Here is a 26,949-nt window from a genome sequence, read left to right on the forward strand (position 1 = left end):
GCCCGCACGCGGGTGAACAGTGCGAAAGGTTCAGCGAAGTGACCATTCTGGTGACCGGCAGTTCCGGCCATCTCGGCGAGGCACTGGTCCGTACCCTGCAGGCTGAGCGGCGTGAGACCATCAGCATCGACGTTCGTCCCGGCGCGTTCACGCAGCGTGTGGGCTCGATCACCGACCGCGGCTTTGTGCGACAATGCATGAAGGGCGTCACGGCGGTGCTGCACACGGCGACGCTGCACAAGCCGCATGTGGCGACCCACAGCCGTCAGGACTTTGTCGACGTCAACGTCACGGGCACGCTCAATCTGCTCGAGGAAGCCACTGCTGCCGGCGTCACGGCGTTCGTCTATACCAGCACCACGAGCGTGTTCGGCGACGCGCTGGTGCCGCCGCCGGGCGAGCCCGCCGCCTGGGTGACGGAAGACGTCGTCCCGGTGCCGAAAAACATCTACGGCGTCACCAAGGCGGCCGCCGAGGATCTGTGCCAGCTATTTGCGCGCAACCATTCCCTTCGCGCGGTCGTCTTGCTCACCTCGCGCTTTTTTCCCGAGGACGACGATAATCGAGCCACCCGCGACGGCTTTGCCGACGCCAACACCAAGGCCAACGAGTTTCTCCATCGCCGCGTCGATCTCGAGGACGTGGTCAGCGCGCATCTACTCGCCATCAGCCACGCGCCATCGGCAGGTTTCGCGAAATACATTATCAGCGCCACGACGCCGTTCTCGCGTGATGACGCCGCGGAATTGCGCAGCGATTTGCAGCGCGTGCTGCGCCGTTACGTGCCCGGCTATGAGGCGGCATATGCACGGCGCGGCTGGACGATGGTTTCCGGCATCGATCGGGTTTACGTCAACGCCAGGGCGCGCGCTGAACTTGGCTGGCAACCGCGCCATGATTTCCGCACCCTGCTGGCGCGGCTGCAAACCGGTGACGACATCCGCAGCCCGCTCGCGCGTGAGGTCGGCCGCAAGGGCTATCACGACCGCGTCTTCCGCGACGGGCCCTACCCGCTGGAGTAAAGGCCCGCGCCTGCCCTGACTATCGGAATTGAAAATCTCGCGAATTGCGTGTAAGTTGTTTCCTAACGACCTCTGCACTACCGAATCAAAACGCCGCCCAATTCCGGGCGGCGTTTTCATTTGGGGCTGAACGTAGGGTGGGCAAAGCGAAGCGTGCCCACCACTTAAGCCAGTCGTACGGATAGATGGTGGGCACGGCGCGATGCGCCTTTGCCCACCCTACGGGCTACAAAGCTATTTCGGCGTTTCCGCGAACGCTGCCAAAATCCGGGCCCAGGAGCGGATGCCCTTGTGGAAACTCTTGAGGTCGTACTTCTCGTTCGGCGAGTGGATGTTGTCGTCGTCGAGGCCGAAGCCGACCAGCACGGTATCGAGGCCGAGCGTGCGCTTGAAGTCCGCGACGATCGGGATCGAGGCGCCGGAACCGATCAGCAGCGCTTCCTTGCCCCACTCGTCGGTCAGCGCGCGCTTGGCGGCCGCCAGCGGCTTCATGTTCCAGTCGAGCGCGATCGCGGGTGCGTTGGAGTGATCGATGAATTCGGCCGTGCAATCGCCCGGCAGTCGCGCCGTCACATAATCGCGGAAGGCTTTGCGGATCTTGTCCGGGTTCTGTCCCTCCACCAGGCGGAACGAAATTTTTGCGGAGGCCTCGGCCGCGATCACCGTCTTGGAGCCCTCGCCGGTGTAACCGCCGACGATGCCGTTGATGTCGCAGGTCGGGCGCGAGGACACCTGTTCGATCAGGAGGCGGTCCTTTTCGCCGGCCGGGATCGAAAGGCCGATCGGCTTCAGGAATGATTCCGCCGTCAGGTTGAGATTTTTCCATTGCGCCAGGATGTCCGGCGGCAGGTCCTTCACGCCGTCATAGAAGCCGGGAATGGTGATGCGGCCATTGTCGTCGAACAGGCCGCCGAGAATATTGGTCAGCACCCGGATCGGATTCTGCGCACCGCCACCGAAAATGCCGGAATGCAGATCGCGGTTGGCGGCCTTGATCTTGACCTCGTCATAAACGAGCCCGCGCAATGACGTCGTGATCGCAGGCGTGTTCTGGTCCCACATGCCGGTGTCACAGACCAGCGCGAAGTCCGCTTTCAGATCAGCCTTGTTCTGCTCGAGGAACGGCACGAAGTTTTTCGAGCCGACCTCTTCCTCGCCCTCGATGACGATGGTGACGTCCACCGGCAACGATCCGGTCACCGATTTCCAGGCGCGGCAGGCTTCGACGAAGGTCATCAGCTGTCCCTTGTCGTCCTCCGCCCCGCGCGCAACGATGATCTTGCGGCCGTCGGCATGGTCGGTCACGACAGGCTCGAACGGCGGGCGGTGCCACAGGTTCAAGGGGTCGACCGGCTGCACATCATAATGCCCGTAGAACAGCACGTGCGGCCGCCCGCCCTTGCTGCCATTCATCTTGGCGACGATCGCAGGATGCCCAGCCGTCGGCCGCACCTCCGCCGCAAAACCGAGCGTCGCGATGTCCTTGGCCAAGTGATCGGCGGCCGCCTTGCAATCGCCGGCAAAGGCGGGATCGGCCGAGATCGACTTGATCCGCAGCAGCGCAAACAGCCGTTCGAGGCTGTTGTCGAAATCGGCATCGATGCGGTCAAGGACCGGCTGAAGCTGTGCGTTGGCCATCACTGATATCCCTTGGCTGTGGGCATTGTTGTTGCGTCGATTTGTAGCCCGCTTGTGGCCTGGGGCAAAGTGGCGGCGGCGTCCGCATCGGGGGGATGCAGGATGTGCCAGACCAGCCCAGCTACCAGCAGCGCGGTCGAGGCCAGATTGTTCCCGTAAGCCTGAAAATCGTTCGGAAAGATCGGCAGCGATAAGCACAAGAGCAAGCCAGCGACGGCCAGAAGCGCCCAGGTGCCGGCTTTCACCGCAGGTCGCGCGTCATAAGCGGCGCGATGGATCAGCACCGTCATCGGGAAGAACAGCCACATGAAATAGTACTGACGGGCGAGTGGTGAAGCGACCGTCATCAGGCAGAACAGGATACCGAGTTCCTCGGCGTCGGACCGTTCCGTCCGGCGCGACGCCGGCGGCATCACCGCGATGTAACCGATCCCGATCGCCAGCGAGACCGCCAGCACGATCCAGTTCGCCGTCTTGAAGTCGAGGTTGGCGACATTCATGGTCCGCACCGGCTTGGCCGGATCTTCCTGATTGTAGTTCACCGGCCGCGTCAGGCGGTGCGTCACCGCGATGATGGACTGATTGACCCACGACCAGTTCTGCTCGTCGCGCTGGCCAAACCCCTTTTCCGAGGTCGATCCTACCATGCCCTGATACCAGGTCTTCAATTCGGCGGCGTTGTGCTGGAAGCCGCGGAACGGCGCCGGCAGCACGAACAGAAACACGATCAGGAAGACCAGCATGCTCGCGGCAGCGGCCCACTGCCTGCGCCAGACCAGATAGGGGAACACCGCCACCGGGAATACCTTGATCGCGGTGGCGAGCGCAAACATGCTTCCCGCCATCCATCCGCGCTGATCGCGCAGCAGCCAGAATCCGTACAGCATCAATGCCAGCAGCACGAGGTTGGGCTGTCCGAGGTCGAACATGTCGAACACGAAGGTGACCGTGACGATGCCCGGCAGCGCTTCCAGCCAAGGATTGATTTTCTCGCCGGGCTTTTGACCCGACCCCGCCATCGCGTGCGAATACTGCGCCGTCATCCACCACGCGACGATGTTGAGGAACGACAGGCACAGATAAAGCGGGATCTTGCCGAAATAGCTCGGAAGCGCCAGCAGCACCGCCGACAGCGGCGGATAGATGAAGTCGAGGGTCCCTCGCGTCACCCGCGCGTAAAGATCGCCACCGTGAAGCACTTGCTGGCCGGCCCAATACCAGAGCGCGTAATCCTTCGTTTTGCCGTTGCCCCAGATTTCGGGAACCAGAACGTCTGCGGTCAAGGCGATGCAGACAACGATAAAGAGGACATCCAGCGGACGTCGCAAAGATGGCCATCTAAGCACGGGATTACTCACTTTCACGGTGGGCGACGGTGCACGGCGGCTGGATTCAGTAGCGACCAGGTTCACGTGCGGACCAGTCGATGCGAGGCTTACTTGCACAATCTGGGACGTCAGTTCGGGATAATCATGGCTCTGGCTTACCCCTGATCTCGAAAATCCTGGTAAGCAGACCCTTGTTCAGTGTGGCATGGGCAATGGCCGCAAAATCGGGCTTTTGGGCGACGATCTCAGCGACCTCCGAACCCCTCAGAATCGCAAAGGCGGGCGGCTTCAGGTTGGCGATATCCGTGAGCCCTACCATGCGAATAGGTGCGGCAACATACGCCAGCGTGTTCAAATCGGCACTGGTGGTGACATAGAGCGTGCCCTGCCTCGCCTCCCTGACCGCGGCTATCGTCTGCGCCGACGTCTTCGACTGACTAAACGCGATCGGAGCGGCCGGGATAACAATCCAGCCGAGAACGATCAAGGCAGTCGATATCCCGGTTACAACCGTGTTGCTGACGGCAATGAGCCAGGGTCGTGTGGACCACCACCGGTCGAACAGGATCCCTCCCATCACGGCGAGCGCCAAATTGGCAGGCATCGCATAGCGCGTCGCGACACCCCCGGGCCAGATCAGCAGCAGCATGGACGCGACCGTCGCATAGAGCACGGCAGCTAGCATGAGATCGCGCTCTCGACCGAAGGCGTTCCGTGCAAGAGCTGCGATTGCCGGAAACAGCAACACCGAGCCCGGCAACCATTCCACCAAAAAAAGGCTGAGGACAAAATCCAGGTGATCCCTCACCCATTGCATCAGCGTCATTCCCTCGGACAAACGCGAATGGAGGATCCAGCCCTTTACGTCGCCTGGGATCATGACCATCCAATACCAGGCTGCAACGATCAGCCCGGCCATTGCGTTGGCGAGAACAAAACCCGGAAGATCGTTCCAACGCCGCTTCACCAGCAGATACGCACCGACGCCCAGCGCAAAATAGGCGATGGGCTGGGGACCTTTGGCGAGGCCCGCCGCCGCCAGAAGAAGACCGATTGCGAGCCACCGGAGAATTGACGTGTATCCGCTGGAGACGCCCTTCCACCACAAGAAGAAGCCTCCGAACAGCAGCACCGACAAGGTCACGTCAGGCTCGGCGGTGACAAACTTCTGACTGACCATCGGACACGCAAACCAGCAGAGCGCGCCGAACACCGCAGGCGCCTTTCGGGTGTGCGGCAACACCAGATGGAAGACCATCAACCCGCCGGCGAGCAGAAACAGCAAATGCGGTATGCGGGCCGACCAAACCGAAACGCCACCCGAGAGCTTTCCGATTGCTGCGGCAATCCACGACAGCAGAACGGGACGCTCGACATACCGAAAGCCATACAGATGCGGAGAAAGCCACTGCCCGTCCTCAACAGCGCCGCGCGCCAGTCCGATGACTGTTCCCTCTTCGAAATGGGTGCCCCGTAGCGAGACCGCAGGAAAGGCCATCAGCGCCCAAAGCAACACGACCCAAACCCAGCCAGGAATATCGGCGCCGCGGACACGCGCGACCTGACGCAAGAACCACGTCCACACGTATTCCGTGACGGCCGTCGAGCCGTCAGCCTGGTCTGCCTTTCGCTCCATCCAGTCCCCTAACCGGCAATCAATCGCGTCGCCGAATCCTTCAAACGCGGCGACCGTGCAAAATTGCGTTTCGGCGTCCCGTGAGCCCCAGACTTATCGGCGCAGCAATCCGCCAAGTGCGCCGCGCACGATTGAGCGGCCGATCGAACTGCCGAGAGAGCCGCCGACCGATTTGCCGAGATCGGCGACAACACCGCCGATCACCTTGTTGGTGACGGAACGCGTAACGTCGCGCGCGATGACCTGGCCGGTCGACAGCCGGCCGCGCTTGTTGTTGGTGCCGAAGATGGTGCCGACGATCCCACCGATCTGCCCGAGGATGCCGCCGCCACCATCGCCGCCATCCGATCCATCCGCCGGCGCGGCCGTTCCCGCCACGCGCTTCAGCAGCATCTCATAGGCGGAGTCCGCATCGACCGCGGTGTCGTATTTACCCTTCACCGGGCTCTTGTTCATGAGCGCCTTGCGTTCCTCCGGCGTGATCGGCCCGATCCGTCCCGTCGGCGGCCGGATCATCACCCGCTCGACCATCGTCGGCGTGCCGCCGCCTTCGAGGAACGACACCAGCGCCTCACCCTTGGCGAGTTCCATGATCACCCGTGCGGTGTCGAGCTTCGGATTGGGCCGGAACGTCTGGGCCGCCGCCGCCACCGCCTTCTGGTCGCGCGGCGTGAACGCGCGCAACGCGTGCTGCACACGGTTGCCCAATTGCGCGAGCACCTTGTCCGGCACGTCGATCGGATTTTGCGTAACGAAATAAACACCGACGCCTTTGGAACGGATCAGCCGCACCACCTGTTCGATCTTGTCCAACAGCGCCTTCGGCGCATCGGTGAACAACAGATGCGCCTCGTCGAAGAAGAACACCAGTTTCGGCTTCGGCAGGTCGCCGGCCTCAGGCAATTCCTCGAACAGCTCCGACAGCATCCACAACAGGAACGTCGAGTAGAGTCGCGGGCTCTGCATCAGCTTGTCGGCGACGAGGATATTGACCATGCCGCGGCCGTCGCTGTCGGTCTTCATGAAATCCTTCAGCGTCAGTGCCGGTTCGCCGAAGAATTTCGCTGCGCCCTGGTTCTCCAGCACCAGCAGCTGGCGCTGAATCGTGCCAACCGTCGCCTTTGAGACGTTGCCGAAGCCCTGCGCCGCCTTGCGGATCGGCGCCAGCGGGTCTTCTTCCGCGTCGGGACCCTTCTTGCCGCCAACCGGTACGATGGCATCGAGCAGCGCGCGGAGATCCTTCATATCGATCAGCGTCAGTCCGTTCTCATCCGCGACACGGAACGCAACATTGAGGACGCCCTCCTGGACGTCGTTCAAATCGAGCATCCGGGACAGCAGCAACGGTCCCATTTCCGTGACGGTGGCCCGGACCGGATGGCCCTGCTCGCCAAACACGTCCCAGAATACGGTCGAGAACTGATCGGGCTGAAAGTTGAGCCCCATCTCACCCGCGCGCTTGAGGATAAAGTCCTTGGCTTCACCGACTTCGGAGATGCCGGACAGGTCGCCCTTGATATCGGCTGCGAAAACCGGAACACCGGCGCGGGCAAACCCTTCCGCCATCACCTGCAGCGACACGGTCTTGCCGGTTCCGGTCGCGCCGGTGACGAGGCCGTGCCGATTGGCGAGCGCGAGCGTCAGCCATGCTGTTTGCTCGCCCTTGCCGATGAAAATCTTCTCATTGGTATCGGCTGTCTTGTTGTCGGGGGTCGCCATCACATCGCCTCTTCGCGCGCATCGGGAAAGTTTGGTCGCCAAGCAATGCCATCATATCGCATCCTGCCGGTCGATTGAAACTGTCCACGGACAAGGACATCGCCCGGGCTATGCACATCCTGCCTCATACTTTTCTCTAACTCCGGTAGAAATACGAGGGCCGCAGTGCGGTAACATGGCGTGAATCCCGCATTCACTCTTGCATTGCTGCAACACTCGACGAGCGATCTAGGACGAAATCGCCCTCGCGCGCGCGGATCGCTTGTATTTCAGATCGCAGACGCTCAAGATAAATTCACAAGGTACGACCCGGTAACAAACCGGCTGAGGGCGGGGCAATATGGACGAATTGATTGGACAGCTGGCCGTCAAGGCCGGCATCGATAGCGTTGTCGCTGAAAAAACCATCGGCATTGTTCTGGGTTTCCTCCGTAACGAGGGGCCTTCCGACAAGGTTCAGGCTCTGATCGACCAAATTCCAGGCGCCGAGGCTGCAATCGCGGCCTCGAACAGCAACAGTGGCCTCTCCAGGTTGATGGGCGGCGGACTGATGGCGCTCGGCACCAAGCTGATGGCGCTTGGTCTGGGCATGAACGAGATTCAGAACGTGGCGCGTGAACTTTTCAGGTTCGGCCGCGACAAAATCGGAGCGGACAAGATGGGCGAGATCATTTCGGGGACGCCGGGGCTAAGCCAGTTCGCTTGAAACACCCGCTTCGGCCGCGCACATTCTATTGCATCGAGTATCATGACATATCCCCTCTCCGAGATCGAAGGCTTGACCGCCTACTCTGCCTCGAAACTCAAATCGAATGGCATTCGCACGACCGAAGCGCTGCTTGAAGCCGCCCGTACCGTCAAGGGACGCAAGGCGCTCGCCGCGAAGACCGGGATCAGTGAACAGCAACTGCTCGAATGGGCCAATTTCTCCGACTACATGCGGATTCCCGGGATGGGCAAGGCGAAGGTCGGGCTGGTGCGCGCCGCCGGCGTGCCGACGGTTCGCGAACTCGCGCTGCGTAATCCGGCGCGGCTCGCCCAGAACATGAAAGACGTGAATACCAGGCGTAAGCTGGTCCGCGTCATGCCCTCGGAGAAGTCGGTCGAGCAACTGATCGCTCAGGCGCGCAAGCTTCAGCCGAAAATCAGCTACTAAAAGTCGGCCAGCCGACATACGCTGGCGGGGTCTCGCGTCTTGACTCACCGGCGCGGACCGCGCAAAGCGACCGCATGATCGCAACCATGTCCAGACCCGCCACCGCGGCCGGCCCGGCCGGTCATTTTGACCTGACGGCGCTGTTGTCACGGCCCTGCCCGGCCGTGATGGGTGTGCTGAACGTAACCCCTGACTCATTTTCCGATGGCGGACAGTTTGCTGCCCCCGAAAGCGCGCTTGCGCAGGCCCGCCGAATGGTCGGCGAGGGTGCTGACATCATCGACATCGGTGCGGAATCGACGCGGCCCTACGGATCACAACCGATCTCGGTAGAAGAAGAGTTGAAGCGGTTGCAACCGATGCTACCGGAGGTTGTTTCACTTGGAGTTCCCGTCTCGATCGACAGCATGAAGTCGGCCGTCGTCGCTTGGGCGCTCGACCATGGCGCCGTCATCGCCAACGATGTCTGGGGGCTGCAGCGCGATGCCGGCATGGCCGGCCTGATCGCGGCACGCCAAGTGCCTGTCATCATCATGCACAACCGCGACAGCGCCGATCCTGCCATCGACATCATGAAGGATATCACCTCCTTCTTCGCACGATCCCTCGACATCGCCGCAAAGGCCGGTATTTCGCCCGGCAAGATCGTGCTCGACCCCGGCATCGGCTTTGGCAAGACGCCGGAACAAAGCATGACGGCGCTGGCGCGGCTGCATGAGCTGCAATCCTTCGGCCTGCCGCTGCTGGTCGGGGCCTCGCGCAAGCGCTTCATCAGCGTGGTGACGCCGTCGGAACCACATCAGCGCCTTGGCGGCTCGATTGCCGCCCATCTGATTGCGGCGAAGGGCGGCGCGCGCATCATCCGCGCCCATGACGTTGCGGAAACCGTTCAAGCGCTGCGCGTCGCAGCCGCCATTGGGGAACTGCAGAGATGACCGATACAATCTTCATCACCGGCGTCGTCATCCATGCCCGCCATGGCGTGATGGAACACGAGACCGAAGTCGGCCAGCGCTTCGTGATCGATCTCGAGCTCTCCGTCGACCTGTCGGAATCCTCGCGCACCGACCGCCTGTCCGACACCGTGTCCTACTCCAACGTGGTCGCAACCGCGACGGCGGCTTTCAAGAACACCAATTACAAACTGCTGGAACGTGCGGCCGGCGCCGTGGCCGATGCCATCCTGGCCGCGTTTCCGCGCATCGCGGCGGTCGAGGTCACCGTCCACAAGCCGCACGCGCCGATCGCCGCGATCTTCGACGATGTCGGCGTGGTCTTGATGCGCACACGACAGTCGCCCTGACATGGCTGATGTGCTGATCGCGCTCGGCGGCAATGTCGGCGACGTACGCGCGACGTTCCGCAAAGCCATCTCCAACATCTGCGGCATGACGCAGGCGGCATTGCTGGCGCGGTCGTCGGATTACACCACGCCGCCCTGGGGCAATGAAGCGCAGGCGCCCTTCATCAACGCCTGCATCGAAATAGACACCAGCCTCGATCCGCATGCACTGCTGTTCACGCTGCACAAGATCGAGAAGAAGTTCGGCCGCGACCGCGCCGCCGAGCAGCATTGGGGCCCGCGCACCCTCGACCTCGACCTGCTCGCCTATGACGACGTCAGGATCGACAAGCCGGAACTGACGCTGCCGCATCCGCGCCTATTCGAGCGCGCCTTCGTGCTGGTGCCGCTCGCTGAGATCGTGCCCGACCGTATCATTGCCGGACGCAGCGTCAGGGACGCGCTGGCGGCGCTTTCGACCGACGGTATTTTGCGACTACCCGACCTCGACCAGCCCTGACCAGGCCCCGGGTAGCCTAAAACAATGGTTTGGCTTGGCGGCCGCCCCGTGGCAATTTCCGGCCAAATCAAGAGGCGACCAAGGAACGACTGTCCGGATGACGACCACCACCAATGAGTTGCGATTAGCCGCGGATTTTGCCCCCGCGAACTACGAGGACTGGCGCAAGCTGGTCGACGGGGTGCTGAAGGGCGCGCCGTTCGAAAAACTGGTCGGCAAGACGTCCGATGGATTGAAGATCGACCCGATCTACCCGCGCGCGCAAGGCGCTGCCCCGATCGCAGGCCGTCCAGCGGCTGCGCCCTGGCAGATCATGCAGCGGGCCGATCATCCCGACGCCAAGGCGGCCAACGCGCAGGCGCTGCACGACCTCGAAAATGGCGCGACCGGGCTCACCCTCGTGTTCGCCGGCGCCAATGGCGCCTACGGCTTCGGGCTGGATCCCTCGCCGGAAGCGGTGGCGCAGATCCTCGACGGCATCTATCTCGATGCCGGCATCGGCATCGAACTTCAGATCGGCCCGCAATCGCGGATGGCGGCGATCCATGTCGCGGAATACATCCAGCGCAAGGGGCTAGACCCCGCAGCCTGCGATATCCGCTTCGGGCTCGACCCGCTCGGGGCCGGCGCGGTGTGGGGATCCAGCCCCTATAGCTGGTCCGAGATCGTGCCCGCGGTCACCAGCGCCATCAAAGGCCTTGCCGCGCTCGGCTTCAAAAGTTCGCTCGCGGCCGCCGACGGGCGCGTGATCCACGATGCCGGCGGATCGGAAGTTCAGGAGTTGGCGTTTGTGCTCGCCGCAGGCGTCGCCTATCTGCGCGCGATCGAAACGGCCGGCGTCTCGCTCGAAGACGCGCAGGGCATGGTCCATGCGCGGCTTTCCGCCGACGCCGACCAGTTCCTGACGCTGGCGAAATTCCGCGCGCTGCGCCTGTTGTGGGCGCGGGTCGAACAGGCCTGCGGGCTGACTCCCAAACCGCTGTTCGTCGCGGCCGATACCGCCTGGCGCATGCTGACGCAGCGCGACCCCTACGTGAACATGCTGCGCGCGACGATGGCGACCTTCTCCGCCGGCCTCGGCGGCGCCAACGCCATCACCGTGCTGCCGCATACGCTGGCGCTGGGACTGCCCGATCCGTTCGCCCGCCGCGCCGCGCGCAACACGCAACTCGTGCTGCTGGAAGAATCCAACCTCGCCAAAGTGTCCGATCCCGCGGCCGGCTCCGGCGGCATCGAAACGCTCACAGGACAGCTTTGCGAAGCCGCGTGGTCGCTGTTTCAGGAGATCGAAAAGGCCGGCGGCCTGTTCGCCGCGCTCGAGCAGAACCTGATCCAGCGCAAGGTCGCTGCAACACGCGCCGTGCGCGAGACCAACATCGCCAAGCGCCGCGACGTACTGACCGGCGCCAGCGAATTTCCGAACCTGCACGAGGCCGAGATCGCGGTGCTGGACGCAAAACCGATTGCGCTGGCGCCCTATGGCGAAGCCAGGTTCAAGTTCGACGCGCTGCCGCCGATGCGGCTGGCCGCGCCGTTCGAAGCGTTGCGCGACAAATCGGACGCCCTGCTCAAGAGCGCAGGCGCACGGCCAAAAATCTTCCTCGCCAATCTCGGCACGCCGGCCGATTTCACCGCGCGCGCCACCTTCGCCAAAAGTTTCTTCGAGACCGGCGGCATCGAGGCCATCGATACCCAGGGCTTTGCCGATCCGGCGGCGCTTGCCGCCGCATTCAAGGCCTCCGGCGCCGACGTGGCGTGCCTTTGTTCCTCCGACAAGGTTTATGCCGGCCATGCGACAGCGGCCGGGCAGGCCCTTCAAGCCGCTGATGCAAAGCATATCTATCTGGCAGGCCGGCCCGGCGAGCAGGAAGCAGCACTACGGGCTGCCGGCGTCGGTGACTTCATTTTTGCCGGCGGCGATGCGCTCGCAATGTTGCAGGCTGCATGGAAGCGGATGGAGTGAGCATGACATCGGAGAGAAAGGCTGTTCTGACCGGCGGCTGCCAGTGTGGCGCCGTGCGTTTCGCGGCTTATGCGGGCCCGGTGAAAATAGGCTTGTGCCACTGCCGCATGTGTCAGAAGGCGGTGGGCGGCCCTTTCATTTCGCTCGCCGAAGTCAAGCACGAGGATTTTGCGTGGACCCGCGGCAAACCGGCGACCTTTCGCTCGTCGACGATCGCCGAGCGCGACTTCTGCGCCGCGTGTGGGACGCCGCTCAGCTATCGCGTGATCGACGGCAACATCATCGAGCTTACCACCGGCAGTTTCGACCGGCCGGACCTCGTGGTTCCGACCTACGCCACGGGAACCGAATCCCATTTGGCCTGGGTCGGCAGGATCGGCGATCTGCCTGGCAGGAGCACGCTTGAGGGTACGGGTAGCGAAAAGCTTAGCCGTATCGTCAGCCACCAGCATCCGGACCGGGATTGAGGACAGGGCAGCGACCCGAATGGCACAGACACCTTCAGCAGGAGATATGGCTGGCGAGGATGAGCTGTCCCAACTCGAAGCCGAGCGCGGTCGACTGCTCTCCATGATCGCTTATCATAACGGACCATTCTATCCGATGCGGTCGCGGTCGCTGCGGCCGGCATCGCCGGAGGACCAGGCGCCGGCATGGTTTACGGCAGCCGGAATTGCCATCGTGTGCGGCATCGGAATTTTGATGGTGGCAGGGTTTTTCGCCGGCCAGGTTCCGGCTTCCTACGTCCTTTTCGTGGTGGTGGGTTTACCGCTATTGGCGTACATTTTTTCGCGAAGAATAACGATGTTCGGTATGACGTTTCGAGCAGGAGAAGTGCTTGCGCTCAGTTCAGAGCAGATCGCCGGGGAGCCTGAGACTCTGAAGCGTCTAGCGGACTGCGAGGCACGGATTGCGAAATTGAAGGAAGGCCGCTCCTCATGAGCAGAATACCCGATTTCACCGCTGTGAAGTTCGAGCCGGTCGAGGCGCCGCCACCGACTGCCGGCGCCGAACCGTGGCTGACGCCCGAAGGCATCCTGGTGAAACCCGCCTACAGCGAGGCTGACCTCGAAGGCATCGACTTCCTCGAGACCTGGCCCGGCATTGCGCCCTATCTGCGCGGCCCCTACCCGACCATGTATGTCAACCAGCCTTGGACGATCAGGCAATATGCCGGGTTCTCAACGGCGGAAGATTCCAACGCGTTCTACCGCCGCAACCTCGCGGCCGGACAAAAGGGCCTTTCGGTCGCGTTCGATCTGGCGACGCACCGCGGCTATGACTCGGATCATCCGCGCGTCTCCGGCGACGTCGGCATGGCCGGGGTGGCGATCGATTCCATCTATGACATGCGCACGCTGTTTGCCGGCATCCCGCTCGACCAGATGAGCGTGTCGATGACCATGAACGGCGCGGTGCTGCCGATCCTCGCGCTGTTCGTTGCCGCCGCCGAGGAACAGGGCGTGCCGCCGGAGAAACTGTCGGGCACCATTCAGAACGATATTCTGAAAGAGTTCATGGTGCGCAACACCTACATCTATCCGCCTACTCCCTCGATGCGGATCATCTCCGACATCTTTGCCTACACCTCGCAGAAGATGCCGAAGTACAACTCCATTTCGATCTCCGGCTATCACATGCAGGAAGCCGGCGCGACGCAGGACCTCGAGCTTGCCTATACGCTGGCCGACGGCGTCGAATATCTCCGCGCCGGGCTGGCCGCTGGCCTCGACGTCGACCGCTTTGCGCCGCGGCTGTCGTTCTTCTGGGCCATCGGCATGAATTTTTTCATGGAAGTGGCAAAGATGCGCGCGGCGCGGCTGCTGTGGGCCAAGCTGCTGACGCAGTTCAATCCTAAGGATCCGCGTTCGCTGTCGCTGCGCACCCATTGCCAGACCTCGGGCTGGTCGCTGACCGCGCAGGACGTCTTCAACAATGTGATGCGCACCACCATCGAGGCGATGGCGGCGACGCAAGGCCACACGCAATCGCTGCACACCAACGCGCTCGACGAAGCCTTGGCGCTGCCGACCGATTTCTCGGCGCGCATCGCCCGCAACACGCAATTGTTCCTGCAACAGGAAAGCGGCACCAACCGCATCATCGATCCCTGGGGCGGCTCCTACTATGTTGAACGGCTGACCCGCGATCTCGCCGCCAAAGCCTGGGGCCATATCCAGGAAGTCGAGGCGCTCGGCGGCATGGCGAAGGCGATCGAGGCCGGCGTGCCGAAGCTAAGAATCGAGGAGGCCTCGGCCAAGACGCAGGCTCGGATCGACGCCGGACGGCAGGCCGTCATCGGTGTCAACAAGTTCAAGCCGGTCAACGAGGCGGCCATCGACGTACTGAAGGTGGAGAATTCCACCGTGCGTCGGCTGCAGATCGACAAGCTGTCGCGGCTGCGCTCCGAGCGTGACCAGAAGGAAGTCGATGCAGCGCTCGCAGCGTTGACGCGCTCGGCCGGCGAAGGCAACGGCAACCTCTTGGCGCTCGCGATCGATGCGGCGCGCGCGAAAGCCACCGTCGGCGAAATCTCGGACGCGATGGAGAAGGTGTTCGGACGGCATCGCGCGGAAATCAAATCCATCACCGGCGTCTACAAGCGGGAGGCGTCCACCATGTCCAACCGGGTCGAAAAAGTGCAGGCGCTGATCGATGCGTTCGAGGATGCCGAGGGCCGACGCCCCCGTATTCTGGTCGCCAAGATCGGCCAGGACGGCCACGACCGCGGGCAGAAGGTGATCGCGTCAGCCTTTGCCGACGTCGGCTTCGACGTCGATATCGGACCGCTGTTCGCCACCGCCGACGAAGCCGCGCGGCAGGCGGTCGAGAACGACGTGCATATCCTCGGCGTCTCCTCGCTGGCAGCCGCCCACCTCACCGCGGTGCCGGAACTGAAGGCCGCGCTGAAGAAGCAAGGCCGCGAGGATATCATGATCATCATCGGCGGCGTGGTGCCGCCGCAGGACTACGAGGCGCTCTACAAGGCCGGCGCCGAAGCGATCTTCCCGCCGGGCACAGTGATTGCCGATGCCGCCGAAGAGCTGATCCACAAGCTCAATGCAAGGCTGGGGCACAGCGAGGCGGCGGAGTAGCTGCCGCCGCGCCCGCGATTTCCAGGGGATCGTCCTTGCGCAGCATCGGATTCGTCACGTTCGCCCGGGCATTGGCTTTCACGGGCGCCATCGCCTGCACTGTGGCGCCTAGCGCCGCGCTCGCCGCTGAGCCCAAACCCGACTTTTCCATCAAGACCAAATGGGTCGAAGCCACGGTCATCCTCGACGCAAAGATCAAGTCCGACCCTGCGCTGGCGGCGAACTGTCTGGCCGAAGGCAAGGCATGGGCGGCCAAAAACCGCGCCGATGCCGACAAGGAGCGCAAGCAGGACCCTCAATTGTTCCGCAATGCGTGGTCGTATGAGCGGAAGTACCAGACGCGCTCGGTGGTCGACGGCCGCTACGTCAGCATCGTCAGGGCCGACTACGAATATACTGGCGGTGCGCACCCCAACAGTTCGTCCGACACGATCCTGTGGGACAGGTCAGCAGGCAAGCGCATCAGCATCCGTCCGTTCTTCACCGAAACGGCCGACAACGGCCCGGCGCTGAAAGCGATGCGGCGCGGTGTCATTGCATCGCTCGAGGCCGAGAAAAAGAAGCGCGGCGCGGAGGGCACGGATGCCAGCGCCATCGAAGCCATCGAGCCAAAGCTGCTCAAGATCGGGCCGGTCTCGCTGGCGCCGTCGACCGAAGAGGGCAAGAGCTCCGGCCTGACTTTTCACTACGCGCCTTACGCGGTCGGCTCCTATGCCGAAGGCGAGTACATCGCCTTCGTGCCCTGGGAAAGCCTGAAGCCCTATCTGACGCCGGAAGGCTTCAGGATATTCGGCGGCGCGCGGCCGAAGGGCGATGACGACCAGCAATGACCGGCGCTCCCCTCACCCGGCGCGGCGCTCCAATGCCCGCTCCAGCGAATGGGTCCAGTCCGGTATCCAGCACTGGAACAGCGTCAGCCAGCGATCGGCATCGTCAGGGGCGGTGTCGAGCGCGACATCCCATTCGATGAAGGTCCGGTCGCCCTCGACGATTCGCATCAGGTGCATGGTGCCCTCGTAGCGCGTCGGGCCTGGTGCTTCCGGCAGAATACCTGGTGGAAACGGGAATGGTTCGATCCCGGCATAGGTCAGGGTGTGCTGCGCGTCGGAATGACGAGCCAGGCGCTGCCGGATCCAGGTGCCGAGATAGCAGAAGCGCCTGATGGCACCGACCTCGTCGCCGCCCTTGTCGTCCTCGATGACGCTTTCGCTCACGCCATCGATATAGGCCGGATAATTGTTGAAATCGCGGATCAGCGACCACACGGTAGCAAGCGGATAATCCAGCACGGTGCTGTAGTAGGCTGTCGTCATGTTACCTCCGCAGTCGATCGCGGCTGTCCAGTGACGCCGCGCATGGATACCTATCCGTGCTCCCCTGATCGCCGCCACCCGATTTCCGGATGTGTCGTGATGCCCCACCGGCGATCATCCCGCATCATCGCGTAACGCCTTGCGAGCGCAGCGCAAAGCCGCCTAGAATGCCGCATCACAAAGAGCGCCCGCTGTCAGGGACGCCGCAGGGAGGATTACGATGACCAAAATTACGCGCCGCGCATTTGCGGCTTCAACCGCCGCCGCAGCGGCCGTCGCGGGTTTTGGATTCAAGCCGGCTTTGGCGCAGGCCTATCCGGCACGGCCGGTAACCGTGATCGTGCCATGGGGCGCCGGCGGCGGCACCGATGCGACCGCGCGCATCGTCGCGGCGCTCCTGGAGAAGGACCTCGGCCAGCCGTTCAACGTGGTCAATCGCACCGGCGGCTCCGGCGTGGTCGGCCATTCCGCGATCGCAACCGCACCGCCCGACGGCTACACCATCGGCATGCTGACGGTGGAAATCTCGATGATGCACTGGCAGGGACTGACCGAACTGGCGCCCAAGAGCTACACGCCGCTGGCCCTGATGAACGAGGACCCGCCCGGCATCCAGGTCCCTTCAGCGTCGCCCTACAAGACCGTGAAGGAGCTCGCCGACGCCATCAAGGCAGCGCCTGTCGGCAAGTTCAAAGCCTCGGGCACCGGCCAGGGCGGCATTTGGCATCTGGCGCTGGTCGGCTGGATGCAGGCGCTCGGACTTCCTGCAAATCAGGTGGCCTGGGTACCGTCGAACGGTGCCGCGCCCGCGATGCAGGATCTCGCGGCTGGTGGTCTCGACCTGACCACCTGCTCGGTGCCGGAAGCGCGCGCGATCATCGAAGCCGGCAAGGCGCGCAGCCTTGCCATCATGGCGCCCAAGCGCAACCCGTCATTCCCTGACGTGCCGACGCTGAAGGAGTCGATGGGGATCGACTATGCGACGGGAGCGTGGCGCGGCATTGCGGGTCCGAAGGGCCTGCCTGCGGACGTCGCAACCAAGCTCACGGCCTCGCTGAAGAAGGTCTACGACTCGAAGGACTTCAAGGACTTCATGAGCAATCGCGGTTTCGGAACGGTGTGGGGCGACGCGACGGAATTCGCGGCATTCATGGACAAGGGCGACGCCCAAATGGGCGAGGCGATGAAGGCTGCCGGCCTCTCCAAGGCCTGATCGGTCCCACCGGTTCGCTTGCTCGGAAATACGTGGGGCTCGTTCTATGCGTCTTCCCGATCAAGTCACGGGATTGTTTCTTGTTGGGCTCGGAGCGGCGGCTGCCTATGGCGGCTGGCTGCTGCCGCCCGTGCCCGGTCAGCCGGTGGGCCCCAATATCTTTCCGCTGGTGATCGGATCGGGTCTCGCGCTTTGCGGGCTTGCGATTGCCCTCGGCATCGGCCGCACCTTCGAAGAGGAAGAAGAGATTATTCCGCTCGAGGCCGGTCAAGCGGGGCCGCCCACCGGCAAGCTTTACGGCCTGCGCGCACTGTTACCGCCGGCACTGCTGTTGTTCTACGTGGCGGTCGCAGACCGATTGGGTTTCATCATCACGGCCGCGCTGATCGTGTTCGTGACGTCGAGCGCGCTCGGCGCGCGCTGGAAGCTTTCGCTGCCGCTCGCGGTGATGGCACCGATCGTCATCCATCTGATTTTTAGCAAGCTACTGCGCGTGCCGCTCCCGGCCGGGCTGTTGCCGATGCCGTGGTGACCCATGCTGAACACCCTGATTCAAGCGTTCGCGCTCATTTCCACCTGGGAAGTCATCATCGCGATGCTGGCGGCATCGGTCTATGGCCTCGTTATCGGCTCGCTGCCCGGCCTGTCCGCGACGATGGCGACCGCCCTGCTGGTCCCGGTTACGTTCTATTTGTCACCGATCGCCGCGATTGCGACCATCGTGGCGGCGTCCACGATGGCGATCTTTTCCGGCGACATCCCTGGCGCGTTGCTTCGCATTCCGGGCACTCCCGCCTCGGCAGCTTACGCGGACGAAGCCTATGCCATGACCCGCAAGGGAGAGGCCGAACTGGCGCTTGGCGCCGGCGTATGGTTCTCCGCTGTTGGCGGCATCGCGGGCACGCTCTCGCTGATGATTCTCGCGCCCCCGCTTGCCGAGATCGCGCTGTCGTTCTCGACCTTCGAATATTTCTGGCTCGCGTTCCTGGGCCTGATGTGCGCGACGCTGGTCGCGCGCTCTTCGCCCGTGAAGGCCATCGCGAGCATGTTCATTGGCCTGCTGGTCGCCTGCGTCGGGATCGAAAATCCCGGCGGCGTGCCTCGCTTCACGTTTGGAATGACCAATCTGTTCGGCGGCATCGAACCGATCCCGGCGCTGGTTGGCGTATTTGCCGTGGCGCAAGTCATGCGTGCAATGCTGACGCCGGAGCCGCCGCCAATCCCAAAGCGCAAGTTCGGAAGCATCATGGCGGGCCAGTGGAGGCTCACCAAGAAGTATCGCTGGCAGATGACGCGCGGGAACATCATCGGCATCATCATCGGGGTGCTGCCGGGCGCCGGTGCGGACATGGCCGCGTGGGTCAGCTACGCGATGTCCAAGCGCTTCTCGAAAGAACCCGAGAAGTTCGGTACCGGCCACGTTGAGGGCCTGGTCGAAGCCGGCGCCAGCAACAACGCCAGCATCGCGTCGGGCTGGGTGCCGTCGCTGCTGTTCGGCATTCCCGGCGACACCATCGCGGCCATCGCCATCGGCGTGCTCTACATGAAGGGATTGAACCCCGGCCCGACGCTGTTCACCGAGAAGGCGTCGAGCATGTATGCGATTTATCTCATGTTCATCATCGCCAACATCATCATGATTCCGCTGGGCATCGTCATGATCCGTCTGGCGAGTTATGTGTTGCGCGCGCCCCGCTCCTCCGTGATGCCCTTCATCATGCTGTGCTGCGCGGTCGGTTCGTTCGCCATCGGCAACAACATGTTCGGCGTCGTGACCGTCGCGGCTTTCGGAATCATTGGTTATGTCATGGAAGCCAACGGTTATCCGGTCGCCGCCATGGTGCTCGGTATCGTGATGGGCACCATGATCGAGCAGAGTTTCGTGACTTCGCTGATCAAGTCCGATGGCAGCGTGTTGCCGTTCTTCGAGCGACCGATTTCCGCGATCCTCGCCGCCATGGCGATCGGCGCGTTGATTTGGCCGGTGCTGATCTGGGGGTGGCGACGGCTCAAGGCGGCTTCGCCCGCCGCCGCGCCCCGCTGACACTGCACACGATCCCCTCGCCTGCACCGCGCAGCCGTTGTAAACCAAGACATGAACCGGCCGATTGCTCCCCCCGATATCGACAAGCTCGCCAAGGATCTGCGTTTGGGTCACCGCGCTGCGCTGGCGCGCGCGATCACCTTGATCGAAAGCCGCCGCTCCGACCACCAGGCCGCGGCGCGCGATCTGGTGCAGGCGCTGCTGCCCGACACCGGCAAGGCCGTGCGTGTCGGCATCACCGGTTCCCCTGGGGTCGGCAAGTCCACCACCATCGATGCGCTCGGCATGTTCCTGATCGAGGGCGGCCACAAGGTCGCGGTGCTGGCGGTCGATCCCTCCTCGGCCCGCACCGGCGGCTCCATCCTCGGCGACAAGACGCGGATGGCGCGACTGTCAGCCTCCGACGACGCCTTCATCCGGCCCTCGCCTGCATCAGGCACGCTCGGCGGGGTCGCCGCCAAAACCCGCGAGGCGATGTTGTTGTGCGAGGCGGCCGGCTTCGACGTGGTGCTGGTGGAGACGGTCGGCATCGGCCAGTCCGAGACCGCGGTCTGCGACATGACCGACTTCTTCCTGGCTCTGATGCTGCCCGGCGCCGGCGACGAATTGCAGGGCATCAAGAAGGGCCTGGTCGAACTCGCCGACATGATCGCGGTCAACAAGGCCGATGGCGACAATATCAAGCGCGCCAATCTCGCGGCCGCAGAATATCGCGGCGCGCTGCATATTCTAACGCCCCGTTCGGAGCATTGGCATCCGCCGGTGCTGACCTACTCCGCGCTGACCGGCACCGGCATGGACACGCTGTGGCAGAAGATCCTCGATCACCGCACCGCCATGAATGCGTCGGGCGAATTCGCAGGCCGGCGGCGCGAGCAGCAGGTGAAATGGATGTGGTCGATGCTGGAGCAGCGGATGATGGCGCGGCTGCGCGCCGACCCCGCGATCCGCGCCCGGGTGAAAAAGACCGAGGCCGAGGTCGCCGACGGGCGCATCACGCCGGCGGTTGCGGCCGAGCAGATCGCGGAGATGCTGCGGTGAGCGACAGGCTTCGCATTCTCCTCACCGGCTTCGGGCCGTTTCCGGGCGCGCCGTATAATCCGACGCAAGCGCTGGTCGAGCGGCTGTTGCGGCTGCGCCGTCCGGCCTTCGCTGACGTGGAAATATCGAGTCACATCTTTCCCGTGACCTACAAGGCAGTCGACCTCGAATTGCCGCAAGCGCTCGCAGAACACCGGCCGCAGGCAATACTGATGTTCGGGCTGGCGGGCCGCACCGCGCATCTCAGGATCGAGACCCGTGCGCGCAACGCCGTCACGCTGCTGTGGCCCGATGCGGCGCAAACCCGCGTCCGCAAGGGATCGATCGGGGCCGGCCCGGACGCGATGCGGTTTGGCCCGCATACGCTGCGGCTGCTGCGCGCTGCGCTGGCGACCGGCATCGACGCGCGGCCGTCGCGCGATGCCGGAAGTTATCTTTGCAATTATCTCAGCTGGCGCGCGATCGAGGCCTCCGCCACCGACGATCATCTCCGTCTGGCGTCGTTCGTGCACATCCCGCCGCTCGCACGCGGCGGCGCATTGCGGCGCAAGGGCAACGCGCGCATCACGCTCGATGAACTGGTCGATGCCGGCGAGGCGATGCTGCTCGAGATGGTGAAACTGGCGAGGCAGGTAGTACTGCCTTCGTAGGCTGGGCAAAGCGCAAGCGTGCCCACCATTCATTTCGCGCAAGAAATGGTGGGCACGGCGCTGACGCGCCTTTGCCCACCCTACGGCCGGCGTCAGTCCGGGGTTAACCCTACCCCCAACAATCGCCCTGTTCCGCCCCCACGTTCACCATGCGCCGGTGCATTTTCGCGCTAGCTTTGGCCCTGCGAATGCCATGGCCTGCATAGCGCGAGGATATCGAATCATGGACGCAAAACGCCGCCAGTTCATGGGCGTTTCCGCCGCCGGCATTGCCGGCGCGTTGACGATGTCGCCGGACGCTGCGCGCGCGGCGCCGCCGGCCTCGACGTTCGGGCGCGACGCCACGCAATATGGCGTGCGCCCCGGCAGTCCCGACGATCAAACCAAGGCGTTGCAGCGCGCGATCGATGAAGCGGCGCGGGCGCAGGTGCCGCTATCGCTGCCGCCGGGCGTATACCGCACCGGCCTGCTCCGTCTGCAAAACGGCTCGCAACTGGTCGGCGTGCGCGGCGCGACCAAATTCGTCTTCAGTGGCGGCGCATCGATGCTGCAGAGCGAGGGGGCCGGCGGCATCGGGCTATCAGGCATCACGTTCGACGGCGGCGCCATTCCGCTGCCGACGCGGCGCGGTCTGGTTCATTGCGCGGGCGGGCGTGACGTCCGCATCACCGACTGCGAAATCACCGCCAGCGGCGGCAACGGCATTTGGCTCGAACAGGTCTCCGGCGACATCAGCGGCAACATCTTCACAAAGATCGCGACCACGGCGGTGGTGTCGTTCGATGCAAAGGGCCTGATCGTCTCGCGCAACACCATCATCGACACCAACGACAACGGCATCGAGATCCTGCGCACGGCGATCGGCGACGACGGCACGCTGGTCGTGGACAACCGCATCGAGGACATCAAGGCCGGTCCTGGCGGCTCCGGCCAGTACGGCAACGCCATCAACGCCTTCCGCGCCGGCAACGTGATCGTGCGCGGCAACCGCATCCGCAATTGCGACTATTCGGCGGTGCGCGGCAATTCGGCGTCCAACATCCAGATATCAGGCAACAGCGTCAGCGACGTCCGCGAAGTCGCGCTGTATTCGGAGTTCTCGTTCGAAGGTGCCGTGATCGCCAACAACACCGTCGACGGCGCCGCCGTCGGCGTCTCCGTCTGCAATTTCAACGAGGGCGGCCGCATTGCGGTCGTGCAGGGCAACATCATCCGCAATCTGTTGCCCAAGCGGCCGGTCGGCACCATTCCGGACGATGACGCGGGCGTCGGCATTTATGTCGAGGCGGACAGTTCCGTGACCGGCAATGTGATCGAGAACGCCCCCTCCTTCGGGATCGTAGCCGGCTGGGGCAAATATCTCCGCGATATCGCCATCACGGGCAATGTGATCCGCAAGGCCTTTGTTGGAGTGGGCGTCTCGGTGATGCCGGGCGCCGGCACGGCGCTGGTCAACAACAACATGATTTCGGAGACCCCGCGCGGCGCCGTGGTCGGCCTCGACCACGCCCGCGCCATCACGAGCGACCTGTCCGCCGAAGGCGCCCAGCGTTACGCCCAGGTGGTGATCGGGACCAACGCGGTGCGGCGGTAGCGCGCGCACGACTCTCAGCTTCGCTGCGGGTTCGTCAAATCCAGAACCCGATAGACGATGTTAAGCCCGAAAATGGCGATGATCATCGCCTGCATTGTTGCAAACGCATTCCCAACAAGAACGATTCGTATCAACTCGAAAAAGGAAATCGCCCGGGCGGGCATCCCTGCCTGAAAGAAACCGTACAGGATCGCCACGAATATCATCGAAAATGATACGGCGCCGACGGCCTGGAAGATATCGAACTTGCCGAACAGGCTGACGTCGCCAATCTGCCAGGCGCGATAGATCGTATAGCCGATGATGACGACCCATCCCGCCAGGCAGATCGGCAGTACTGCGGCTTGTCCAATCAAAGCGAACGGCAATTCGGCGACCGACACAATGGTGGCAATGCCAAATGCCGCTTTCCCATGGAGCCGAAAGCTATCCGCGAGCGACTGGACTTTTGCCGCGCCCCGATACTCCTCAAGCGTGGTGCCCAAGGCGAGGCCATGTCTTCGGAGCGACGCGATCGCGAGGGCGCATCCAAGGCCGGCCCCCACCAGTGGCGCGACCTTCACCGCCGACCACGAGTGCAGGCCGAACATGGCGAACGCCGTCGCGACAATAGCCCCAAGGGCGGCGACCAGAACGGGGTAAGGCACGGACAGGAGAACTCACGCTGGACGGAGGCGGACGAGACGCCATGTTTGCTCCAAACTATTAACAATTTTTAGTTGAGAACGGTGACGTTCTAGCAATACGGCGTTTGACCGCGCACCACCGTCTGGGCAAGCGAGGCAAGTTCGTCAGTCGGAGCGATTTACCGTCTACAACGCGTTGCGCAGCAGCGGGTAGCGGTCCCTGATCGCGTCAAGATCCAGCGCCGGTGGTGAGAGATCGTCCAGCGCCGGCGCATCGGGCACCGAGGGCGCCTCGGCACTATCGGCGAGTACGCTTTCCAGCGCGATCAGGACATCGCCCGGAACATCGCGTGGCAGCTCGGCGGCGACCGGGGCCAGGCTTAGGGCCAGACTTGGAGCCGACGGAGCGTACTCACGCAGCCGCGCGCTGATTGTCAGCGTCGATTCGCGACGTCCGAGCCAGGACAGATCGACAGCGGTGTTGTCGAGCGAGGCCTCGCGCGTCTCCAGCTTGCGCCAGAGTTCGACTGCTTCCTTGGCTTCCCGGATATTTTCGAGAAATGCGTCTTCGGTGTGAAATCGCCGCCAGCGCCCGGTCTCGAACAGTTCGGTGAGGTAATCCAGCCGCTGCTCCGCAAGATTGCACCAGCGCGCAACGATATCGCGGCCACGTGCCACGTCTGCATGATGTGTCATAAAACTGCCCGTAAGGAGAAGAACGGACGCAGACGCAACAGAGGCGAATCAACTGGACGTGGTGGGGGATATTCTGTGGAAAACTTCTTGCTTGTCCAGTACGTGCCATTACGGGACGCCTCCCGGTGCAAGAAACCCGCATGAATGCAGGGTTACTCGCGCTATCGACCGTCAAGCCGTTCAACGGCATGGCCGCGTTGCGTGGACCCGCGGTGATTTCACGGACGGCAACGCGGCTCGATCAGCAAACCCACGCCCGGTTGTGATCCCGATGGCAGAACGGCACTCGCCCCACATCAATGGGGGCTCTCGCTCAGAAACGGGGCGCTGAAAAGAAAAGACCCGTCCGGGGGGACAACCGGACGGGTCAAGCTATATGGGCGCTTGGGGTGGATGGGCGCTCGCGCCGAATACAGCCGATGGGGAGGGATAACCGCTCCCACATTCATTAGTCGCAGCAGCTTCGCGGGACGTTCAAAAGGCCGATCGATTTTTTTAACTTTTTATTCGGGCGAGCCGGCTCGAAATCACCGCGTAGCGGGGCGATTAACGGTGTTTGCAGCCGATTTCTCGGATGCCATCGACGGCGCCGAGTCGTTCATCGCTCTGCTCACGGAAGCGTTATCGGCGGGAGCCGGCGCCTTTTGAGAACCCGGAGTTCCCGAAACCGCGGCGAGCGGTACGGCGGGCGCGGCCGTCGAGGCGGTGACGGCTGCGAAAGCATCGACCTCGCCCGCCCCGAACATGTCGTCACGGCCGGGCGCGCCAAGGTCGCGGGCGGTCTTCGTCAGGATCGCGCGTAAATCGTTCGGCTTCAACGCAGGATTGCGCTCCAGCATCAGGGCGGCAACGCCGCTGACAAAGGCGGCGGAAAACGAGGTACCCGAGGTGATTTGGTATTTATCGTCCGGCGCCGGCAGGAAGATATCCGCGCCAGGCGCTGCGATGGCGATATGGACACCGCGGTTCGATGCCGCAAACAGCTTTGCCTGCGAGTCGGTTCCGCTCACCGCAATGACGTTCGGATTGGCTGCGGGATAGAGCGCCGGCGATTTGGCGCCGGCATTGCCGGCGGCGGCCACCATCAGGATCCCCTTGGCAGCGGTTGCGGCAACGCCCCGCTCGATCAAGGGATCCTTCGGTCCTGCAAAACTCATATTGATGATCTGCGCACCGTGCTCGGCCGCGTAGTCCAGCCCCTTCAGGATCACATAGGAGGTGCTCTCAGCACCATTTGCGCCGCTGCCGAACGCCCGGATCGCCAATAGCCGCGCCTCCGGCGCGCTTCCCATCAGCTTGCCATGCGCCACGATCGCGCCGGCAATACCGGTGCCGTGGACGTGCGGGCCTTCCTTGCTGCCGAGCGCATCGAAACTGTCGGCAACCGAATTGACGAGTTCGGGATGTTTGACGTCAACGCCTGAATCGATCACCGCGATGGTGACGTTCATGCCGCGGACCAGCTTGTGCGCCTGCGGCAGCCGAAGCTGGGCGACCGCGTATTGCGCGGCGTCGCCCTCGCTCATCGAGCGCTTCTGGTCTTTCTGGTCTTGCAGCATATAGCGGAAATTAAGCTGCACCGACTTCACGCCGCCGGCGCTGTCAGCGGCGAACTCACGGCGGACGACGTCCACTGGACGCTGATCGATGATCCGGAACAGGCCGATGGTGCCGCCGATCAGCGGAAATTCCTGCGAGGAGAGCCGCTCGAGGCCGTGACGCCGGGCCAGTTCGTCGGCTTGCGCCGGCGATAACGCGCTGTCGATCTCGGCCACCAGTTCGTTCGGGATCGCGCGCGTGTCGATCGCGGCCGCCTGCGGCGGCGCGTTGTTGCGCGGAGCGCTATTGCCCTTCTTGGTCGAGGTGCCGTTGCCGCCGCCATCGACCGAGAGGACCGGACGGTCGAAACATTCGCCGTCAGGGCCGCGATTGGCGTATTGGCAGACCGGGTAGAGGTTGGGCGAGAAACGCAGCGGAAGTGTCGGATCCACACCGACACGGGAGATCTCGGGACGCCCGTTCGGTATCCGCCCGACCAACGTCGTGTCGCCACCTCCGCCTCCGCCGTGCGTGGTCGGCGGAACGCGCGCGATGACCCCGGGACCGGGCCGGGTCGTGACGACAGGCCGGTTCGCAATGACAGGGCGGTTCGTGATTACGGGCCGGTTGGTGATGACGGGGCGGCTCGTGATGGCCGGATTGACCCGCGCCCCGACGGTGGGATTGATTCTGGACGTTGCGGACGGATTGATCGTCGGCACCCGGGAACCGACGTTCAGGCTCGGCGTGCGCATGATGGCTTGCGCGTCGGCGACCGAACCGCCGAACAGCACGAGCGGCAGCGCCATCGCCGACCATGCCCATGCCGCGCGCTGCGCCCTTTTCCGCCAATTCACGCCAACATCGACCATGG

At 63.5% G+C, this 26,949-nt stretch carries 26 protein-coding genes; 18 read left to right on the forward strand and 8 right to left on the reverse strand.

Annotated features, from left to right (window positions below):
* Positions 1-38: 38 nt before the first annotated feature.
* On the forward strand, positions 39-1,022 hold the full coding sequence (locus JQ641_RS09105; RefSeq protein WP_211995641.1) for an NAD-dependent epimerase/dehydratase family protein: 984 nt from the start codon (positions 39-41) through the stop codon (positions 1,020-1,022).
* 234 nt (positions 1,023-1,256) lie between these two features.
* On the opposite strand, the gene JQ641_RS09110 is transcribed toward JQ641_RS09105, so the two are convergent.
* The 4 genes from JQ641_RS09110 to JQ641_RS09125 all read right to left on the reverse strand — a co-directional run bounded on the left by JQ641_RS09110 (position 1,257) and on the right by JQ641_RS09125 (position 7,343).
* On the reverse strand, positions 1,257-2,660 hold the full coding sequence (locus tag JQ641_RS09110) for a M20/M25/M40 family metallo-hydrolase (RefSeq protein ID WP_211995642.1): 1,404 nt from the start codon (positions 2,658-2,660) through the stop codon (positions 1,257-1,259).
* On the reverse strand, positions 2,660-4,024 hold the full coding sequence (locus JQ641_RS09115) for a glycosyltransferase family 87 protein (protein ID WP_502754943.1): 1,365 nt from the start codon (positions 4,022-4,024) through the stop codon (positions 2,660-2,662). Before JQ641_RS09115 ends, JQ641_RS09110 begins: the two co-directional genes overlap by 1 nt.
* A gap of 106 nt (positions 4,025-4,130) precedes the next feature.
* Complete coding sequence (locus JQ641_RS09120; protein ID WP_211995643.1) at positions 4,131-5,624, reverse strand: ArnT family glycosyltransferase; 1,494 nt, start codon at positions 5,622-5,624, stop codon at positions 4,131-4,133.
* A gap of 93 nt (positions 5,625-5,717) precedes the next feature.
* Complete coding sequence (locus JQ641_RS09125; protein ID WP_211995644.1) at positions 5,718-7,343, reverse strand: helicase HerA-like domain-containing protein; 1,626 nt, start codon at positions 7,341-7,343, stop codon at positions 5,718-5,720.
* Between the two features lie 340 nt (positions 7,344-7,683).
* Between JQ641_RS09125 and JQ641_RS09130 the strand changes: the two genes are divergently transcribed.
* From JQ641_RS09130 to JQ641_RS09175, 10 genes are all read left to right on the forward strand, one after another.
* Positions 7,684-8,049, forward strand: a complete 366-nt coding sequence (locus JQ641_RS09130; protein WP_211995645.1) for a DUF2267 domain-containing protein — start codon at positions 7,684-7,686, stop codon at positions 8,047-8,049.
* 42 nt (positions 8,050-8,091) lie between these two features.
* Positions 8,092-8,499, forward strand: coding sequence for a DUF4332 domain-containing protein (locus tag JQ641_RS09135; RefSeq protein WP_211995646.1), 408 nt, complete (start codon positions 8,092-8,094; stop codon positions 8,497-8,499).
* A 74-nt stretch (positions 8,500-8,573) separates the two neighbouring features.
* Positions 8,574-9,434 (forward strand): dihydropteroate synthase, encoded by an 861-nt coding sequence (gene folP, locus JQ641_RS09140; protein WP_211995647.1) that lies wholly within the window; start codon positions 8,574-8,576, stop codon positions 9,432-9,434.
* Positions 9,431-9,802: a dihydroneopterin aldolase gene (gene folB / locus JQ641_RS09145; RefSeq protein WP_192737419.1), complete on the forward strand. Its 372-nt coding sequence runs from the start codon at positions 9,431-9,433 to the stop codon at positions 9,800-9,802. Before folP ends, folB begins: the two co-directional genes overlap by 4 nt.
* 1 nt (position 9,803) lies before the next feature.
* The gene (gene folK, locus JQ641_RS09150) at positions 9,804-10,301 is read left to right on the forward strand and encodes a 2-amino-4-hydroxy-6-hydroxymethyldihydropteridine diphosphokinase (protein ID WP_211995648.1); all 498 of its coding nucleotides are present in this window, start codon (positions 9,804-9,806) and stop codon (positions 10,299-10,301) included.
* A 97-nt stretch (positions 10,302-10,398) separates the two neighbouring features.
* Positions 10,399-12,264, forward strand: coding sequence for a methylmalonyl-CoA mutase family protein (locus JQ641_RS09155; protein WP_211995649.1), 1,866 nt, complete (start codon positions 10,399-10,401; stop codon positions 12,262-12,264).
* Between the two features lie 2 nt (positions 12,265-12,266).
* Positions 12,267-12,731, forward strand: a complete 465-nt coding sequence (locus JQ641_RS09160; protein ID WP_211995823.1) for a GFA family protein — start codon at positions 12,267-12,269, stop codon at positions 12,729-12,731.
* Positions 12,732-12,750: 19 nt separating this feature from the next.
* Positions 12,751-13,206 carry a hypothetical protein gene (locus JQ641_RS09165; RefSeq protein ID WP_211995650.1) on the forward strand — a complete coding sequence of 152 codons (456 nt, stop codon included), beginning with the start codon at positions 12,751-12,753 and terminating at the stop codon, positions 13,204-13,206.
* The gene (scpA, locus tag JQ641_RS09170; protein WP_211995651.1) at positions 13,203-15,359 is read left to right on the forward strand and encodes a methylmalonyl-CoA mutase; all 2,157 of its coding nucleotides are present in this window, start codon (positions 13,203-13,205) and stop codon (positions 15,357-15,359) included. The genes JQ641_RS09165 and scpA overlap by 4 nt, the downstream gene beginning before the upstream one ends.
* Positions 15,360-15,403: 44 nt before the next feature.
* A complete protein-coding gene (locus JQ641_RS09175) occupies positions 15,404-16,189 on the forward strand; it encodes a DUF3298 and DUF4163 domain-containing protein (RefSeq protein WP_211995824.1) in 786 nt (261 codons plus the stop codon).
* 12 nt (positions 16,190-16,201) lie between these two features.
* On the opposite strand, the gene JQ641_RS09180 is transcribed toward JQ641_RS09175, so the two are convergent.
* Positions 16,202-16,672, reverse strand: coding sequence for an SRPBCC family protein (locus JQ641_RS09180; RefSeq protein WP_211995652.1), 471 nt, complete (start codon positions 16,670-16,672; stop codon positions 16,202-16,204).
* 220 nt (positions 16,673-16,892) lie between these two features.
* Between JQ641_RS09180 and JQ641_RS09185 the strand changes: the two genes are divergently transcribed.
* The 6 genes from JQ641_RS09185 to JQ641_RS09210 all read left to right on the forward strand — a co-directional run bounded on the left by JQ641_RS09185 (position 16,893) and on the right by JQ641_RS09210 (position 23,214).
* Positions 16,893-17,885, forward strand: coding sequence for a tripartite tricarboxylate transporter substrate binding protein (locus JQ641_RS09185; protein WP_211995653.1), 993 nt, complete (start codon positions 16,893-16,895; stop codon positions 17,883-17,885).
* 46 nt (positions 17,886-17,931) lie between these two features.
* The gene (locus tag JQ641_RS09190) at positions 17,932-18,417 is read left to right on the forward strand and encodes a tripartite tricarboxylate transporter TctB family protein (RefSeq protein WP_211995654.1); all 486 of its coding nucleotides are present in this window, start codon (positions 17,932-17,934) and stop codon (positions 18,415-18,417) included.
* Between the two features lie 3 nt (positions 18,418-18,420).
* Positions 18,421-19,929 (forward strand): tripartite tricarboxylate transporter permease, encoded by a 1,509-nt coding sequence (locus JQ641_RS09195; RefSeq protein WP_211995655.1) that lies wholly within the window; start codon positions 18,421-18,423, stop codon positions 19,927-19,929.
* 51 nt (positions 19,930-19,980) lie between these two features.
* Positions 19,981-20,970 carry a methylmalonyl Co-A mutase-associated GTPase MeaB gene (gene meaB / locus JQ641_RS09200; RefSeq protein ID WP_211995656.1) on the forward strand — a complete coding sequence of 330 codons (990 nt, stop codon included), beginning with the start codon at positions 19,981-19,983 and terminating at the stop codon, positions 20,968-20,970.
* Positions 20,967-21,620, forward strand: a complete 654-nt coding sequence (locus tag JQ641_RS09205) for a pyroglutamyl-peptidase I (RefSeq protein WP_211995657.1) — start codon at positions 20,967-20,969, stop codon at positions 21,618-21,620. The genes meaB and JQ641_RS09205 overlap by 4 nt, the downstream gene beginning before the upstream one ends.
* A 223-nt stretch (positions 21,621-21,843) precedes the next feature.
* Positions 21,844-23,214 carry a TIGR03808 family TAT-translocated repetitive protein gene (locus tag JQ641_RS09210; protein WP_211995658.1) on the forward strand — a complete coding sequence of 457 codons (1,371 nt, stop codon included), beginning with the start codon at positions 21,844-21,846 and terminating at the stop codon, positions 23,212-23,214.
* A gap of 14 nt (positions 23,215-23,228) precedes the next feature.
* On the opposite strand, the gene JQ641_RS09215 is transcribed toward JQ641_RS09210, so the two are convergent.
* Positions 23,229-23,861 carry a hypothetical protein gene (locus tag JQ641_RS09215; RefSeq protein WP_211995659.1) on the reverse strand — a complete coding sequence of 211 codons (633 nt, stop codon included), beginning with the start codon at positions 23,859-23,861 and terminating at the stop codon, positions 23,229-23,231.
* 165 nt (positions 23,862-24,026) lie between these two features.
* Entirely contained in the window at positions 24,027-24,536 is a 510-nt protein-coding gene (locus JQ641_RS09220) for a TIGR03809 family protein (RefSeq protein ID WP_192737405.1), read from the reverse strand.
* 140 nt (positions 24,537-24,676) lie between these two features.
* Between JQ641_RS09220 and JQ641_RS38445 the strand changes: the two genes are divergently transcribed.
* A complete protein-coding gene (locus JQ641_RS38445; protein ID WP_283815177.1) occupies positions 24,677-24,802 on the forward strand; it encodes a hypothetical protein in 126 nt (41 codons plus the stop codon).
* Positions 24,803-25,063: 261 nt separating this feature from the next.
* Here JQ641_RS38445 and JQ641_RS09225 read toward each other — a convergent pair whose 3' ends face one another.
* A complete protein-coding gene (locus JQ641_RS09225; protein WP_502754941.1) occupies positions 25,064-26,947 on the reverse strand; it encodes a S8 family serine peptidase in 1,884 nt (627 codons plus the stop codon).
* Positions 26,948-26,949 lie beyond the last annotated feature (2 nt).

Origin of the sequence: Bradyrhizobium sp. JYMT SZCCT0180 (genome assembly GCF_018130165.1) — a bacterium.
Taxonomy (GTDB): Bacteria; Pseudomonadota; Alphaproteobacteria; order Rhizobiales; family Xanthobacteraceae; genus Bradyrhizobium.

What these genes read in the sequence shown, in the direction of transcription:
- JQ641_RS09110 (WP_211995642.1), bottom strand. Translation starts at nt 2,660, where the DNA reads ATGGCCAACGCACAGCTTCAGCCGGTCCTTGACCGCATCGATGCCGAT.
- JQ641_RS09120 (WP_211995643.1), bottom strand. Translation starts at nt 5,624, where the DNA reads ATGGAGCGAAAGGCAGACCAGGCTGACGGCTCGACGGCCGTCACGGAA.
- JQ641_RS09125 (WP_211995644.1), bottom strand. Translation starts at nt 7,343, where the DNA reads ATGGCGACCCCCGACAACAAGACAGCCGATACCAATGAGAAGATTTTC.
- JQ641_RS09130 (WP_211995645.1), top strand. Translation starts at nt 7,684, where the DNA reads ATGGACGAATTGATTGGACAGCTGGCCGTCAAGGCCGGCATCGATAGC.
- JQ641_RS09135 (WP_211995646.1), top strand. Translation starts at nt 8,092, where the DNA reads ATGACATATCCCCTCTCCGAGATCGAAGGCTTGACCGCCTACTCTGCC.
- folP (WP_211995647.1), top strand. Translation starts at nt 8,574, where the DNA reads ATGATCGCAACCATGTCCAGACCCGCCACCGCGGCCGGCCCGGCCGGT.
- folB (WP_192737419.1), top strand. Translation starts at nt 9,431, where the DNA reads ATGACCGATACAATCTTCATCACCGGCGTCGTCATCCATGCCCGCCAT.
- folK (WP_211995648.1), top strand. Translation starts at nt 9,804, where the DNA reads ATGGCTGATGTGCTGATCGCGCTCGGCGGCAATGTCGGCGACGTACGC.
- JQ641_RS09155 (WP_211995649.1), top strand. Translation starts at nt 10,399, where the DNA reads ATGACGACCACCACCAATGAGTTGCGATTAGCCGCGGATTTTGCCCCC.
- JQ641_RS09160 (WP_211995823.1), top strand. Translation starts at nt 12,267, where the DNA reads ATGACATCGGAGAGAAAGGCTGTTCTGACCGGCGGCTGCCAGTGTGGC.
- JQ641_RS09165 (WP_211995650.1), top strand. Translation starts at nt 12,751, where the DNA reads ATGGCACAGACACCTTCAGCAGGAGATATGGCTGGCGAGGATGAGCTG.
- scpA (WP_211995651.1), top strand. Translation starts at nt 13,203, where the DNA reads ATGAGCAGAATACCCGATTTCACCGCTGTGAAGTTCGAGCCGGTCGAG.
- JQ641_RS09180 (WP_211995652.1), bottom strand. Translation starts at nt 16,672, where the DNA reads ATGACGACAGCCTACTACAGCACCGTGCTGGATTATCCGCTTGCTACC.
- JQ641_RS09185 (WP_211995653.1), top strand. Translation starts at nt 16,893, where the DNA reads ATGACCAAAATTACGCGCCGCGCATTTGCGGCTTCAACCGCCGCCGCA.
- JQ641_RS09190 (WP_211995654.1), top strand. Translation starts at nt 17,932, where the DNA reads ATGCGTCTTCCCGATCAAGTCACGGGATTGTTTCTTGTTGGGCTCGGA.
- JQ641_RS09195 (WP_211995655.1), top strand. Translation starts at nt 18,421, where the DNA reads ATGCTGAACACCCTGATTCAAGCGTTCGCGCTCATTTCCACCTGGGAA.
- meaB (WP_211995656.1), top strand. Translation starts at nt 19,981, where the DNA reads ATGAACCGGCCGATTGCTCCCCCCGATATCGACAAGCTCGCCAAGGAT.
- JQ641_RS09210 (WP_211995658.1), top strand. Translation starts at nt 21,844, where the DNA reads ATGGACGCAAAACGCCGCCAGTTCATGGGCGTTTCCGCCGCCGGCATT.
- JQ641_RS09220 (WP_192737405.1), bottom strand. Translation starts at nt 24,536, where the DNA reads ATGACACATCATGCAGACGTGGCACGTGGCCGCGATATCGTTGCGCGC.
- JQ641_RS38445 (WP_283815177.1), top strand. Translation starts at nt 24,677, where the DNA reads ATGAATGCAGGGTTACTCGCGCTATCGACCGTCAAGCCGTTCAACGGC.
- JQ641_RS09225 (WP_502754941.1), bottom strand. Translation starts at nt 26,947, where the DNA reads ATGGTCGATGTTGGCGTGAATTGGCGGAAAAGGGCGCAGCGCGCGGCA.